Source organism: Bacillus alkalicellulosilyticus (assembly GCF_002019795.1).
Lineage (GTDB): Bacteria > Bacillota > Bacilli > Bacillales > Bacillaceae_F > Bacillus_AO > Bacillus_AO alkalicellulosilyticum.
In genome coordinates this window covers 2,256,550-2,270,970 of record NZ_KV917381.1, presented here as the reverse complement: position 1 = coordinate 2,270,970, position 14,421 = coordinate 2,256,550, and the positions used below count along the sequence as shown (strand labels likewise).

Here is a 14,421-nt window from a genome sequence, read left to right as displayed (position 1 = left end):
CAGGGCTACCATTAGGGAGTCCTGTTTTTTTGATTAGAGTAACGAAAGAAGAAGTATGTATGATATTTCACAATGTTTACCAAAAAGAAAAACAATAAGGTATTTATCTTTCTTTTTTTATTTTTTAGTTTGCGACAGATAACGTAAAAAACTGGTCTTTCTTCGCTTTTTCTTCGAGTTCTTTCATGAGCTGAATAGCTTCAGCAAATGTAGTATACCGCTTTGAAACAAAACATGGAGTAGAATAGCTAAAAGTGCCACACATTTCTGCTGGAAAAACGAGAACTTGCCATTCGTAGCTTTCAGAAACCGGAGAAACTGGATTACCTTCAAGTGCCATTAACCAGTGTGTATAATTGTCCAGTGTACTCCATGCTCTTGAGTGTTCTGTCACTGATATTTGATCTTTGCTACCAATTGGAATAAGCTCTCGTTGATAAAATTCACCAAAGTTAGGAACATCACGCATACACATCTCCCCTTTATCATTAAATGGAAATACACTTCTACAGATAGTATATGTTGTAATGTGAAAAAATTTATTGTTTTTTGAATTTTATAATAATTTAGGTAGGAATGAAAAGTGTTTTGTTAACAAATGTCACATAAAATTTACGTGTTTTTACTTAAAGGTACTTTAGTTTTCGGCTGATTTCTTACTCTCTTTTGGTGAAGCATATGTTTATTGATTTCTGTTTTGCTCACTTTGTTTTCTTCAAGTGTTATGTCGGCGATATATTTTTGCAACAATAAACCCGTATTAATAGCGTCATCAATACCCCTATGAGCCTTTCCAACTGCTTCTATACCAGCGAGGTCAATCGCTGTTTTTAAGCCTAATTGGTTTTTATCTTCTGCTCTAAGTAATTTCCCTATTGGTTTTTGAATATCATTATAATTTTTTAACCAGTCTAGATTCATTCGATTTCGTACACATTGGTCAAGTAAATGAATTTTATCATCTTTGCCCCACGAACATAAATAATAATGGTCTCCGAGCCAATCTATAAATGTTTCAATTCCTTTTTTAAAGGGAACAGCCCGTTTGGCATCTTCTTTTGTCATGTTAATAAATTTTCTTGTGCTTTTTGAGATGTAGCCAGCAGCAGGAAGGATATAAATTTGAAATTGACTTGTCATTTCTTTTGTTTCTATATTTATTTTACATGCACCAATTTCTACAATTTCACTCAGCTGACCTTTTTTAAATCGTTTCACAAGTTCTAAGTCAAACACTACAGCATTCAAAACGTTCATCCCTTCTGTTTAGAATAGGGGTATCTATAAATTATAGTTACCCATTATCCTACCATAAAAAAAGGCTCATTCCTATTTTCATTAAGAAGGGTGAATGTGGAATTCCTGTTCATTTACAGTTATGATAGATTTAGAATACATATAGAAGGAGATGTTGCTATGTTTACAGGAATCGAACATATTGGAATAATGGTTAGTGATATGGACAAATCACTTAAGTTTTATCAGGAAATACTCGGTTTTGAATTAAGAAAAAGAACGTTCATTCGAGATGAGACAATAGAGCTTGCTTTTTTGTATCAACCATCTAATCCCTATTCTGAAGTAGAGCTAATAGCTGCTCCTAACACGGACCAAGATGGAGTCGTTAATCATCTGGCGCTTTCCGTTGAAAATATTGAAGAAGCTGTTGCTCATTTAGTAAGCCATAACATCAAGATGGACGGGGATATTATACAAATCTTCCCTGATACTAAAATCGTATTTTTTAGAGGACCAAATCATGAGAAATTAGAGCTTGTTGAGCGAAGAAGATAAGGAGGTACACCAAATAAAATGAAGAAATTAGGAATGCTTTTATTGTTTTTTGTTGTAATTATTGCTGGATGTGGGACAAGCGAAGAACAACCAGAAGCCACACAACCAGAAACGGGTACATCTCCATCCAATGAAACAAACCCGATTGTTACAATTGTGATGGAAAATAATGAGGAAATCAAAATTGAACTATTCCCAGAAGTCGCTCCAAACACAGTGAATAACTTTATTTCACTTGTTGAAGAAGGGTATTATGATGGCCTTATTTTTCATCGAGTTATTCCTGGGTTTGTGATACAGGGTGGAGACCCTCTAGGTAATGGCACAGGTGGACCTGGCTATTCAATCCCTGGTGAATTTACCGCTAATGGCTTTGAAAATAACCTTAGTCATGAACCAGGTGTGATTTCAATGGCACGTTCTAGACATTTTGATTCAGCTGGATCCCAATTTTTTATAGTCGTCGGCAATGCCACATCTCTAGATGGTGAATATGCAGGTTTCGGTAAGGTCATTGATGGCATGGATACCGTAAACGCTATCGTTCAAGAAGAGGCTGTCAATGAGCGCCCCCAAAAAGACCAAGTGATGCAAATGGTAACGGTAGAAACTCATGGAATAGACTATGACGAACCTGCAATAATTGATTAACACCTCGTTTTACTTAATTCCGCTTAGAGTAGAAAACTAAAAAACATTCATGAAAAACGAGACATGTTCACTTTGTGAATTTGTCTCGTTTTTTTCATAGGCTGTGTTAATAAAAATATGAGATAGAAGTAAGAACAAAGAGTATCATTCAAATTTTGTTGATAGGAATTTGATAAATTTGTTTGGACTAATTATTTCGTGTGTAATGAATTTGCCGTTATAAAACAAACCAAAAGTAGTCCAAATTGTCGATGAATTTTGTGCTTCTTCTTTAGTTGTTATCCTATAAGTTTTAAACGGGACATTATTGGTTTCTGCTATATCCCTTAGCTCTTCCAATATACCAACAGCATAAGGACACTGAGCTGTGTAATAAATGGATATGCCTAAATCATCAGTTAACGGCTTTACCTGTTTTTTAAAAGAAGGAACAATAGCTTGTGCATTCCACTTCAAAACTATTAATTGAAAATAAGGTTCTGCTTGATCTACTAAATCAAACCCCATATGTTCAAAGAAACGTTTATCACTTAAAAATGGGTAATTTTTCTTAGCTACAATATGTACAATCCCATCCATACCACGTTTCATTGCATCCTCTTTGCAATGATTTAGCAATTGCCTTGCATATCCATTATTTTTATATTTACCTGAAACCCACAAACAGTTGATATACATAAAATTTGGTGCTTGAATAGGAACCCACGCCATTTCAGCAGGTAAGTATTCTATAAATACTTTTGCACGTTCATCTAAACGAGAAAAAACTAATCCCTCATCCATTCGTTCTGTTAGCCATTTCTTTTTCTCCTTCACTGCATTCTCATATTGTTTTGCCCCCAATGCACAGCATATGTGTTCAGTCTCGATGTTATTTTTAGTAATTTGAACAAACCCCATGTCTTCCACCTCCAAATTTGGTATTAAAAACTCCTTTGTAAATTAGAGAAAAAATGTTTAGTAAATATACGCTCTTAAGATTCATAGGTTTCATTAATAAGAACCGACTACTCCGTGTTGTAGCTCTTTCTTATGTAATTAGAGACTCTATAAGTTTTTTCTTCATGAACCCTGTTACCCTTAAGCAAGGAATAGGATAAGTCAAAAGTTGTATTAAAAATATCAATTATTCTGATAAAATATAATAAAAATAATTGTGGACTAGAATCGAGGGCTGTTTTATGTTAAACGTTGTGAAACTAGGTATATGTAAGTCACTTCATTTTTTGCAAATGAATGAAGAAAAGGTTTATGAAGAGGAAATCGCTTTATTCGAACAAATATATGAAAATCATATCAAAAACGCAGAGGGAGAAACGATTCCTTATAGCTATGATATCCCCAAGTCAAAATTTCTTAACTATCTATTATCTAATAAAAATCTATTAGTCCATGGCAGCACTCATTCAGATATTAAACAATTTGAACCAAGGAGTTCAACTCTATTTACTGGTAAGCCAATAAACGCAGTTTTTGCTTCCACAGATGCAATGTGGTCCATCTTTTTTGCTGTAATTGATAAAAATGTCTACAAAGGTTCGCTGCGTAACATATGTATAACGGCTACTACTAAAAAAGGGATTCGTCGGTTTTATTACTTCTCTCTTGAGGAATATTCTTCTACCGTCTGGTCACCTGGTATGATTTACCTTCTCCCTAAAGATAAATTTAAGCAAGGTGGGATTTCTACAGAATGGGTAAGTGAAACAGTAGTTCAACCTATCGCTAAAATAGAGATATCACCATCTGATTTTATCTTTAAGGAACGCGTAAAACAACATCACAGGCATGAACCAGTCACTAAGTCTTGGTTTCGAGCTTTACTATTAAATAAATAGCTTCAACCCTGATATTTATTGAAATGACTTAGAATTATAAAAATTAGAAACGAGTTGTTACGTATGGCATTGAAAGACATTATTTCGTATGTAGAAGAAATAATGGCACTCAATCATAGCAGTGCTTCTGCATTGGTTGTAATAAAGGATAATAAAATCGTAGTAGAGCACTATGGGGGCTACCATTCAAATTCAGTGGGTTCTAAACCTATTACGGAAAGCTCTAAATTTAACGTAGCATCTGCTAGAAAAAGCTATTTAGGATTAGCGGTAGCATTTGCTTTGTACGAAAAGAAAATTAAAAGCTTAGATGACTATGCGGTAAATTACTTTGATTACTATGATAAAGAATTACTTGCAAACACAACAATAAGACACTTGGTTACACATTCTCACGGTTTACATCAGAAAGAAGATGGCACTGTTTATAGAGAATTTGATGCAGGTAAAGGGTGGGCTTACAGAGGGATTAACATAATAATGATGACGGAATTAATAAAAAAGCTATATGGAGTGAGTTTTCCCGAATTACTAAGAGAAAGAGTATTCCTTCCTTTAGGTTTATGTGAGACTGCTTGGTATACAAACCCTAATGATGAACTAGTAAAAGTGATTGAAAATCCAGACGAGGATGCGGATCTCTTAATAGGAACTACAAATAACGGAAGTGAACCAAACCTTCATACTACAGCCCGTGAATTTGCATTATGGGGTAATCTCCATTTGAACGAAGGATATATGAAGGGTAAACAAATCGTTCCAAAAGAAGTAATACAATTAGCTACCAAAGTACAAAGCCCAAAATATGAGGACAAAAATACACCACGTAACGGCTTATTTTGGTATGTTCAAGATACGCCCGCTCTTAAAAGCGAAATAGGGGAAAGAGTACCTAAAGGCTCTTATCAAATATTAGGAATAACGGGTCCAACTTTGTTAGTAATACCTCAACATAATCTAGTCGTAGCAAAAATGTATAATAAGCAATATAACTATGGTGGAGACAATTATCTTTATTATCTAAGGGAATTCAGTAATATAGTAGCAGTTACATTTAATTAGTTATATACAATTATGTATATATCCTACTAAAATAATGCGACCTAAAAATGGAACCCAAATTCTAATGGAGTTCCATTTGTCTTTTTATAAGATTAATCTTATCTTAAACATACTAAAATAACCCATTTCTACTTAAAGAAATGAGTTTTTATCCCGCGTTGCCGTATCTCAAAATGTCTTAAAAACCTACATCAGTAGGTGGGTGCGCTAACCATCAACTCACTCGGTTTGATTTGTATTGACTGCTCCCTAATTGTTAGTATCGGTTTAAGACAAGATGTGATACAAACATAGCAGGTATGTAAAAGAAGGAGGGAAACAACGTGTGTTATCTCCTCATATCTATGGCAAGAGAATCATGGTGACGAGCACCTTTTTGTTTATACTCATACTTTAACACCCGTACCCGATCGCCTCAATAGTAGATCAAAGGAGAAACATACAAGCACTTCCATTGACAACAATTAGGCCTTTTTCAAACGTCTGATTTCTTCTGTAACTACAATCGCTAAATCATCATTTCCGAACAACGACAGCACGCCTAGCAAAGTTTGGTCTTGAATTTCCTCTGATTCTTCTTTTGGTACAGTTAAATCTAAAGCATACTGTAGGGACTTGTTTTTCCCTTGGTTAGGATAGGCTTTAGTATATATTTCTTCAGGGTCTAATCCACGGTTAATGCACCATTGTGCAAAAACAAGGATCATCATTTCTTCATCTCTTTGGTAATTTTCAATTACTTTTTGTTCCATATCCTTTGAATTCATAGTCATTCTCCTCAATAACACATTTTCGAAGTTCATTTCCTTTATTATTGCATACTTTCTGTCGAAAACACTACTACAAGTGTACATCAGATCAATGTTCGTGTTTAGCGTAAGTTTTATTGTGTTTTTGACAAAGTTATAAACATATAATCCGCAAACACGAATAAGTTGTTAAGTTATCTCTTGACTTTGTCTAAAAACCATATATAATAAAAAATTGTGGAAAGCCAAATAGCAAATCTAGTTCGTATATCCTCAATAATATGGTTTGAGGGTCTCTAGAAGGAACCTATAATTCCTAACTACGAACGGGGACAAAGTGTACCCGTTTATAGGTAGGATTTTTTTGTGTTTTTTAACCGGTACACAACCATTGCATTAAAAGAGAAAAGCATAAACAAATGGGGGAATATGACATGGTTAAGTATGATGCGATTATCGTAGGAGCTGGACCTGCTGGAATTTTTGCTAGTTATGAGTTACTACAACAAAATGAGAATGCAAAAGTATTATTAATAGATAAGGGCCATGATATTTATCGAAGAAACTGCCCAATATTAGATGAAAAAATTCAATTTTGTCCACCGGCTGCAGGAAAAAAAGAGTTTGCTGGATGTTTGCCAGCTTGTTCTATCACAAATGGTTTTGGTGGAGCAGGGGCTTATAGTGACGGAAAGTTTAATATTACAACCGAGTTTGGTGGGTGGATGACAGACTATTTGCAGCCGTCTAAAGTAGTTGAATTAATTCGCTATGTTGATAGTATTAATTTAGCTCATGGGGCTACTGAAAACATAACTGATCCAACGACAGACAAAGTGAAAGATATTGAACAAAGAGGGTACGGTGCGGGATTAAAATTACTTCGTGCGGAAGTACGTCACCTAGGAACAGAACAAAACTTAGAAATTCTTAAATCGTTATTTGAATATTTAAAAGATAAAATTGATATGAAGTTCAAGACGGAAGTTAGTGATTTAATTACAGTAAAAGAAAATGATAAGCATTGTATAAAAGGGATTACACTTAAGAATGGCACTGAATATTTTAGTGACTTTGTGATGGTTGCACCAGGAAGAGATGGTTCTGCTTGGTTAACCGATATCCTCAAAAAACGTCGATTGAAAATGTACAATAATCAAGTCGATGTTGGGGTTCGTGTTGAGACTTCTGATGTAGTTATGCGTGAAATCAATGAACATTTGTATGAAGGGAAATTCATTTTTAATACATCTGTTGGTACACAAGTACGTACATTTTGTTCAAACCCATCAGGCCATGTTGTAGTTGAGAATCATAGTGGAATCATGGCTGCTAATGGACATTCCTATAAAGATCCTGCACTTGGATCTAGTAATACAAACTTTGCTTTATTAGTTTCTCATAAATTCACAGAGCCGTTTGATAAACCAAATGAATATGCAAGAGAAATTTGTAAGAGAGCAAATGATTTATCGAGCGGTGGAGTCATTGTTCAAAAATATGGCGATATATTAAAGGGAAGACGTTCTACACAAAAACGGATTGATGAAGGTTTTCTTGAGCCTACATTAAAAGAAGCCGTGCCTGGTGACTTAGGTTTAGTTCTTCCATATAACACAATGAAGAGTCTTGTAGAAATGGTCGAAGCATTAGATAAAGTAACGCCAGGATTAGCCTCAGAACATACTTTGTTTTATGGAGTAGAAGCTAAATTTTACTCAGCTCGACCAAAGCTTACCGAAGAATTTGAAACGGAAATTCAAGGCTTATATTGCGGTGGTGACGGAGCTGGCATTACAAGAGGACTAGCTCAAGCTGGTGCGGCCGGCGTCTGGGTTGCTAGAAACATTGCCAAAAAATTAAAATAAATATGAGTTATGGGTGTCGAAGGTTTTTTCCTTTGGCACTTTTTTTGTAGAAATATTGATATGAAAAAGTATCATTTCCAATTTTAAGGGGAAAGTAGTATCGTACTTTAGAAAAAAATGTAAAGGATTGACTAGAATGAGTACCCTTATTTATGTAAAAAATTTCATCAAGGATAAAAATATTGCATCTATCACACCTACATCAAAAACAGGCGTACGGGATGTTTGTAAAAAAATGGACCTAAGTAAACGAGTTGTTATCGTAGAATATGGTCCAGCTACTGGTGTTTTCACAAACTATTTATTAAATCAAATTACAGCAGATTCATTAATTATCACAATTGAGCTAAATGAAAACTTTGCCAATTATTTAAAAGAAAATATCAATGATTCCCGTGTGAAAGTTCATCATGATAGTGCGGAAAATGTTGTGGATATCGTAAAACAATATGGAGAAACGGCTGATTATGTCATTTCAGGAATCCCGTTTATTTTAATGAGTCCAGAGATGCGAAATCGGGTCGTACATCAAACGAATCAGGTCCTTAAGACAGGTGGGAAATTCTTACCATACCAAACTTGTTTCCAAAGAAATCGACATTTGAAAAAATACTTACAAAACCATTTCAGTAAGGTGGAGGACGAATATAAATTAAGAAATATTCCTCCTATGAGGGTTTATGAAGCTGTAAAATAAAGACCAATATTCTCCAGTGTAAACAAGGAAGAAATAATAAAAAATGAGAGGAGACTTATATAGACAGGTGGGGAATTTATCGTGAAAAAGATGTTATGCCTCCTTATTATTATATTTGTTATCAGTGTGTTTCCAACGTCACTTCAAGCAAAAGCCGGTGTTGGTCAAATCTCTTTCTTAGTGAAATCTTCAAGTTATTCTTTGTTTGAATCCGTGTTGACGATTGAAGTTGATTCTTTAGTTGAAACACTCCTTGAAGCGAAAACGGTGACTAAACTAGAAGATGTTCCTTTTTCGAATCATTACATATTAATTAATGATGATGAGTTTATACAGATTTTTATAATGGACGAGCATGGAAACATCTATAATCTTCAAGAAAAAACAATGATTTCAGTTTCGAAGAACGATACAAATAAAATTAAGACATACTTCGAGCTTCTTGATTCTAAGCATTTTGGTAGCCTGATGTCTTGGGATGAAGTCAAAGACCTAATTCCGCGTTATTCAAAATTTAAAATTACTGACTTGGAAACAGGTCTTAGTTTTAAAGCTCAACGAAGGGCAGGGAGTAGTCATGCGGATGTACAACCTTTAACAGAAAACGATACAAAAATTATGAAGAAAATTTATAACGGTAAATGGAGTTGGAAACGAAGAGCGATATTAATTCATTATAAAGGACAAACAATCGCTGCTTCCATGCATGGGATGCCACATGGAGGGGGAGCCATTCAAAATCGATTCCCTGGGCATTTCTGTATTCATTTTAAAGACTGTGTTACTCATCGAACGAAACAGAGAGATTTATCTCATCATATTATGATTTATAAAGCTGCAGGTTTAATAAAGCCATTTGTGGAAGGGCTGACAGCTGACGAAGTAGTTGAAGCTTTCTTCATATCTTTAAATCAGCAGGATTATGATTTGTTAAAGCTAATATATCAAGATGCGACAATGTCCATTGTAAAAAACATAAATCATATTCGGATCGTAAAAAAACATCATCCGCTCATTGACGAACCGCTCCAATATGAAATACCTGTCACTTTCATTGTCCAAGAAAAAAATGGACCAGAATATGAATTCTCTTTTGACTTTATTGTGACAAGAACTTCGCCTGTAGATAAATGGCAGTTAAAAGATATACCAATAGAAGTTATACCATAGCACTCCAGCCGTAAGAGGAATCGGATTCCTCTTACGGTTATTCATATTTAATCGTAAAAAACAGAGAAAAAAGTAACGGTATGCTACAATAAAAAGAAAAGGAGTTAATATGTGAAAATGCATGTAAATGATGTAGCCATTATCGTGTCTGTAGAGGTCGAAAAAAATGCAATTCTAGAAGGATTAAACGGAGCACCTGGCTTTGACGTATATGTTTCAGGTGTTGGGCCGGTTGATGCAGCAATTCAAACTACAACAGCACTTTCAAAGAAAAAATATAAAGCAGTCATAAATATGGGTATTGCAGGTGGATTTATTGGAAGAACAACAATCTCTGATGTTGTCGTTGCCTCTTCAATTGTTATCGCTGATTTAGGGACAGAAACCGAAACAGGGTTCGAAAGCGTGGACAAGCTTGGCTTTGGTACAACGGAAATCTCGATAGAATCAACACTTGTTACAAGAGTATGTGACACGCTCCAAAAACACAATATTCATTATAGGCTAGGGGATATTCTTACTTTATCTACTGTAACAGGGACTGCTGATACAGCTATACGTCTATCTACCCGTTTTCCTGAAGCTGCTGCAGAGGCAATGGAAGGATTTGGTGTAGCCCGATCGGCTCAAAAAGCTGGAATACCTGTCATAGAAATAAGAGCTATTTCTAACGCGATCGGTCCCAGAGATCGTGAAGCTTGGAAAATAAAAGAGGCGTTAGTTTCTCTGCAAAAAGTGAGTTCGATTTTACCGGAGGTGTTTTCATGAAAATAGTATTTTCGCCATGTCCTAACGACACGTTTATCTATCATGCATTAGTACATAATCTTATTTCGGGAACACCACAGTTTGATGTGACTTATGCTGATATTAATATTACAAATTCGTTAGCAACTAAGTCAAATGGTCCTGATATTATGAAAATTTCATTTGCAGCACTGCCTTGGGCCCATAAAGATTATGTATTACTTCCTTGTGGTGGAGCTCTTGGAAGAGGTTGTGGACCACTTATTTTAACGAATTCAAAGGAAAATAAGGAGGGTTCGGCTTTATCAGGTTCTCGTATCGCTGTACCGAGCGAACGATCAACTGCTTATTTATTATTTCGACTTTGGGCAACAGAACATGTGCCAGGTAGCGTTGGAGATATTGTTGTGATGCCTTTCCATGAGATCATGCCAGCTGTTCGTGATGGCAAAGTTGATGCAGGACTTGTTATTCATGAAGCCCGGTTTACATATTCAGATTATGGCCTTTCACAGTTAGTTGATTTAGGCCAATGGTGGGAGTCCGATACAGGTCATCCGATTCCACTTGGAGCAATTATTGCTCACCGCACACTTGATGTAAAACAAGTATCTGATTGGATTCGGAAATCGGTTGAATATGCATGGAAACACCCTGAAGCCTCAAAGGATTATGTGCTCGAACATGCACAAGAAATGTCTCCACAAGTTGCAAAATCTCATATTGATTTATATGTAAATGAATTTAGTACCGACTTAGGGGATGAAGGGTATGCTGCTGTGTTTGCATTATTAGGAAGAGCTGCTAAAGAAGGCTTAATTCCAGAAATGGATTTACAATCATTAAAACCTTTTTAAAGAAACGATACTAAGCTAGCTTTCGACTGAAGGACGCTTAGTATCGTTTTTTATAATTTGTTCTGAGCCGATTAGTGCAGCATGTTCTCGTTATCTGCTTCTATCGCGATTTCATATGCACTTAAAATCGCATCACGCTCTTCAGGGTCTGAAATACCGACCAAGTATTGTTTACCTTGCTCTTCTTCTAACCTCATAACGAGTGTTTCATCGTTTCCTGACAAGAGAGCATACGATTGATTTTCCATATCAAATAAAGCTTCAATAGAGTATTGTCTTTCCATTCCATTTTCATCTTCAATCGTAATTTGATCTCTTCTATTATTTTCTTCCATTAAAATCACCTCTTAATTAGTGTGCCCTTATCGTCTTTAGTCTACCTACAGTAACAAGTGGTAAATATAAATGAAAACAAAGGAAAAACTAACAATAGCATGAAAGGAGGAAGACATATTAACATATTTACATCTCGATTATTTATCCTTGTTATCCTTGTGCCTTATTTATTCATTGGGAGTCAAACAACTGAGGCAAGTGAAACATTTACTAAAAGATTAGATGATTTCTTGAAGCAAGAACAGAACCTTGAAGGTTCATTAGTTTCAATTAGTATCAGAAATCCTTCTACTGGTAAAATCATATATGATTATAACGGTGATCTTCGGTTACGTCCGGCATCTAACTTAAAATTATTCACCGCAGCAGCAGCTCTCGAGACATTAGGAGAAGACTATCGTTTTTCTACGGAGCTACTGAGTGATGGTAGGAAAGCATGGAAAGTCCTTCATGGCAACTTGTATATTAGAGGGAAGGGAGACCCGACTCTTCTTCCATCAGATATTGATAAAATGGTTTTGGACTTGAAAAAACAAGGTATTGAAATGGTGATTGGTGACATCATCGCGGATGATTCTTGGTACGATGATGTTAGATATTCCATTGATATCCCATGGAGTGATGAAACCACATATTATGGGGCCCAAATTTCTGGTTTAACCGTTTCACCAACAAACCATTATGATGCTGGAACCGTGCTGTTCACCGTAAAACCAGGTAAAGATGTAAATGATAAGGCACGGATTTCTGTTTATCCAAAGACCGAGTATATATCAATCATAAATGAAACAAAAACTGTTGCCACTGAAGAACACAATGAGCTTTCTATAAAACGTGAACATGGTTCAAATCTCATAAAAGTGACGGGTGACATTCCCCTACAATCCAAAATTAAATCTAAAAAAATTGCGGTCTGGGAACCAACAGGACTGGCATTAGATGTATTTAAACAGATGTTTAAAAAGCATGAAATTAAACATATTGGCGCTACATTTATAGGAACTACACCTGAAAGCGCAACAGTAATCACTTTGAATCAGTCGATGCCTTTATCTAAAATAGTTCTTCCTTTTTTAAAGCTTAGTAACAACGTCCATGGAGATACTTTTGTTAAAGAAATGGGGAAGGTTAAAAAAGGTGAAGGTAGCTGGTCAAAGGGACTATCCGTGTTGGATGAAAAAATCGAGGGATTAGGTATAAATCCTAACGAGCTTGTGATTAGAGATGGTTCTGGTATTTCTCATGTGAATTTAATCCGAGCCAACGACCTAACCAAACTTTTGTATGTCATTCAAGAAAAAGATTGGTTCGAAAGTTTTTATCACGCACTTCCTGTAGCCGGCCATGATGATAAGCTTATCGGGGGAACTTTGCGCCATCGTTTAAAAGGTTCTCAAACCAAAAGGAAAGTGGTCGCAAAGACAGGTACCATTTCAACAGTTAGTTCTATCTCTGGTTATATTGAAAACAGCAGTGGTGACACGTATATCTTTGCGATAATATTAAATAATTTAACGAATGATGTGAACGGAAAGAGGATAGAAGATGACTTAATCACAATCATCGCAAATGGCTAGAGTGTCTACCTCTTTTTCGAAATGGTATGATGCTTGAATACTTTTGGAACTGTACTCGCTCATCGCTATTCTTTATCCATTTTTCAATATCTGCGTAACTCATTTCATTTTTTAATACATTAATCAATGTTTCTTCAAAAGAAACGTCTTGTAATGACGAAAGTAACTCAACGTTTAAGATGACATACTTAAAGCTTTTTGTCTTGTATTGCAAAGATTGATTCCAAACTAGAAAATGGTGTACTAGTGCTGGGACATCATATTTTTTTCTAACGATGTCGTCACATAATACGCTAGCTTTTATTAGTACCTCTCCCATAATTCAAAATCCCTTTTTCCTTTAAGTATAATACTAAAACGGAGTAAAACTAGAAAATAGTATTGGTAAAACAGATACTTTTTTCAAATCATTTCTAGCTGTAAAACAAACAGTAAAGCAAAAACTAATAGTGTGGTTACCTTAAAGGAGGAGAAAATATGCGAAAACGAAAAGGACAAAGAGATGCCGCTCTGACAAATAATCAAACGCCAACGGAAAGTTTAGCTGATGTAACAGAGGAATACCGTCGTTCTAATCATAATCGTCCGAAAAGAGGACCAGGTTCAAAAGGCTAGGATAGGCTGAAATAATAATAGGATGACGAAAGGGTATCTGCCTTTCGTTATCCTTTTTTCATCAGGCAACACACATATTTGAATAGAAACTTTTTCTTTGTGGTATTTCTAATAGGAAGAAGGAGGAGTTTACATGGACCTTGGCTCGTTGTCATATGTAGAAAAACTAGAAAATTTATATGTACTTATGGAAACGAAACAAATGCTCGAACAAAAGGAAAAAGAGTTGCCAAAAGACTCCAAGCAAATTGAACTTGTTCAAGAAGATTTGCGTAAGATCAAACAAGAAATGGAATTATATACAAATGGGCAAACGATTGATTTTGACAAAAATGAATTAGTATTAGGTGCATTGTTCAATCCATCACTCGTAGAAGAAATGGGACAAGAGTAACGAAAACCAATGAAATACAAGGTTAAATTCCATATTAAGGGTTTTTTTACAGGGCATTGAGGGTAA

General features: G+C 35.4%; 18 protein-coding genes, 1 other RNA gene and 1 riboswitch. Of the genes, 12 read left to right on the top strand and 7 right to left on the bottom strand.

Features of this window, described 5'->3' with window-relative positions:
- Positions 1 to 124 precede the first annotated feature (124 nt).
- Positions 125 to 469, bottom strand: coding sequence for a hypothetical protein (locus tag BK585_RS11525; protein WP_078553588.1), 345 nt, complete (start codon positions 467 to 469; stop codon positions 125 to 127).
- Between the two features lie 143 nt (positions 470 to 612).
- On the bottom strand, positions 613 to 1,248 hold the full coding sequence (locus BK585_RS11520; protein WP_170885556.1) for a 3'-5' exonuclease: 636 nt from the start codon (positions 1,246 to 1,248) through the stop codon (positions 613 to 615).
- Between the two features lie 168 nt (positions 1,249 to 1,416).
- On the opposite strand from BK585_RS11520, the gene BK585_RS11515 reads away from it, so the two are divergent.
- Positions 1,417 to 1,794 carry a VOC family protein gene (locus tag BK585_RS11515; RefSeq protein ID WP_078553586.1) on the top strand — a complete coding sequence of 126 codons (378 nt, stop codon included), beginning with the start codon at positions 1,417 to 1,419 and terminating at the stop codon, positions 1,792 to 1,794.
- 18 nt (positions 1,795 to 1,812) lie between these two features.
- Complete coding sequence (locus BK585_RS11510; protein WP_078553585.1) at positions 1,813 to 2,445, top strand: peptidylprolyl isomerase; 633 nt, start codon at positions 1,813 to 1,815, stop codon at positions 2,443 to 2,445.
- 144 nt (positions 2,446 to 2,589) lie between these two features.
- Here the strand turns inward: BK585_RS11510 and BK585_RS11505 are convergent, their stop codons facing one another.
- Entirely contained in the window at positions 2,590 to 3,345 is a 756-nt protein-coding gene (locus tag BK585_RS11505) for a GNAT family N-acetyltransferase (protein WP_078553584.1), read from the bottom strand.
- A 281-nt stretch (positions 3,346 to 3,626) separates the two neighbouring features.
- On the opposite strand from BK585_RS11505, the gene BK585_RS11500 reads away from it, so the two are divergent.
- Complete coding sequence (locus BK585_RS11500; RefSeq protein WP_078553583.1) at positions 3,627 to 4,283, top strand: hypothetical protein; 657 nt, start codon at positions 3,627 to 3,629, stop codon at positions 4,281 to 4,283.
- Between the two features lie 63 nt (positions 4,284 to 4,346).
- The gene (locus BK585_RS11495) at positions 4,347 to 5,345 is read left to right on the top strand and encodes a serine hydrolase domain-containing protein (protein WP_078553582.1); all 999 of its coding nucleotides are present in this window, start codon (positions 4,347 to 4,349) and stop codon (positions 5,343 to 5,345) included.
- Between the two features lie 146 nt (positions 5,346 to 5,491).
- Here the strand turns inward: BK585_RS11495 and ssrS are convergent.
- Positions 5,492 to 5,648, bottom strand: a non-coding RNA gene (gene ssrS, locus BK585_RS11490) — 6S RNA.
- Positions 5,649 to 5,809: 161 nt separating this feature from the next.
- Positions 5,810 to 6,112, bottom strand: a complete 303-nt coding sequence (locus BK585_RS11485) for a hypothetical protein (protein ID WP_078553581.1) — start codon at positions 6,110 to 6,112, stop codon at positions 5,810 to 5,812.
- A gap of 225 nt (positions 6,113 to 6,337) precedes the next feature.
- Positions 6,338 to 6,437: riboswitch (purine riboswitch) on the top strand.
- A 91-nt stretch (positions 6,438 to 6,528) separates the two neighbouring features.
- Here BK585_RS11485 and BK585_RS11480 point away from each other — a divergent pair.
- The 5 genes from BK585_RS11480 to BK585_RS11460 all read left to right on the top strand — a co-directional run bounded on the left by BK585_RS11480 (position 6,529) and on the right by BK585_RS11460 (position 11,433).
- Entirely contained in the window at positions 6,529 to 7,962 is a 1,434-nt protein-coding gene (locus BK585_RS11480) for an NAD(P)/FAD-dependent oxidoreductase (protein ID WP_078553580.1), read from the top strand.
- 136 nt (positions 7,963 to 8,098) lie between these two features.
- Positions 8,099 to 8,659 carry a class I SAM-dependent methyltransferase gene (locus BK585_RS11475; RefSeq protein WP_078553579.1) on the top strand — a complete coding sequence of 187 codons (561 nt, stop codon included), beginning with the start codon at positions 8,099 to 8,101 and terminating at the stop codon, positions 8,657 to 8,659.
- Positions 8,660 to 8,749: 90 nt separating this feature from the next.
- Positions 8,750 to 9,829, top strand: a complete 1,080-nt coding sequence (locus tag BK585_RS11470) for a hypothetical protein (RefSeq protein WP_419095565.1) — start codon at positions 8,750 to 8,752, stop codon at positions 9,827 to 9,829.
- 117 nt (positions 9,830 to 9,946) lie between these two features.
- Positions 9,947 to 10,597, top strand: coding sequence for a futalosine hydrolase (locus BK585_RS11465; protein WP_078556772.1), 651 nt, complete (start codon positions 9,947 to 9,949; stop codon positions 10,595 to 10,597).
- Positions 10,594 to 11,433, top strand: a complete 840-nt coding sequence (locus BK585_RS11460; RefSeq protein ID WP_078553577.1) for a 1,4-dihydroxy-6-naphtoate synthase — start codon at positions 10,594 to 10,596, stop codon at positions 11,431 to 11,433. Before BK585_RS11465 ends, BK585_RS11460 begins: the two co-directional genes overlap by 4 nt.
- Positions 11,434 to 11,504: 71 nt before the next feature.
- Here the strand turns inward: BK585_RS11460 and BK585_RS11455 are convergent, their stop codons facing one another.
- On the bottom strand, positions 11,505 to 11,768 hold the full coding sequence (locus BK585_RS11455; RefSeq protein ID WP_078553576.1) for a DUF1292 domain-containing protein: 264 nt from the start codon (positions 11,766 to 11,768) through the stop codon (positions 11,505 to 11,507).
- A gap of 99 nt (positions 11,769 to 11,867) precedes the next feature.
- Between BK585_RS11455 and dacB the strand changes: the two genes are divergently transcribed.
- Positions 11,868 to 13,346, top strand: a complete 1,479-nt coding sequence (gene dacB / locus BK585_RS11450; protein WP_078553575.1) for a D-alanyl-D-alanine carboxypeptidase/D-alanyl-D-alanine endopeptidase — start codon at positions 11,868 to 11,870, stop codon at positions 13,344 to 13,346.
- On the opposite strand, the gene BK585_RS11445 is transcribed toward dacB, so the two are convergent.
- On the bottom strand, positions 13,330 to 13,665 hold the full coding sequence (locus BK585_RS11445; RefSeq protein WP_078553574.1) for a hypothetical protein: 336 nt from the start codon (positions 13,663 to 13,665) through the stop codon (positions 13,330 to 13,332). The two genes, dacB and BK585_RS11445, sit on opposite strands and share 17 nt — an antisense overlap.
- 158 nt (positions 13,666 to 13,823) lie before the next feature.
- On the opposite strand from BK585_RS11445, the gene BK585_RS24025 reads away from it, so the two are divergent.
- Together BK585_RS24025 and BK585_RS11440 are read left to right on the top strand one after the other, a co-directional pair.
- Positions 13,824 to 13,961 (top strand): hypothetical protein, encoded by a 138-nt coding sequence (locus BK585_RS24025; protein ID WP_170885555.1) that lies wholly within the window; start codon positions 13,824 to 13,826, stop codon positions 13,959 to 13,961.
- Positions 13,962 to 14,094: 133 nt separating this feature from the next.
- The gene (locus BK585_RS11440; RefSeq protein WP_078553573.1) at positions 14,095 to 14,355 is read left to right on the top strand and encodes a hypothetical protein; all 261 of its coding nucleotides are present in this window, start codon (positions 14,095 to 14,097) and stop codon (positions 14,353 to 14,355) included.
- Positions 14,356 to 14,421 lie beyond the last annotated feature (66 nt).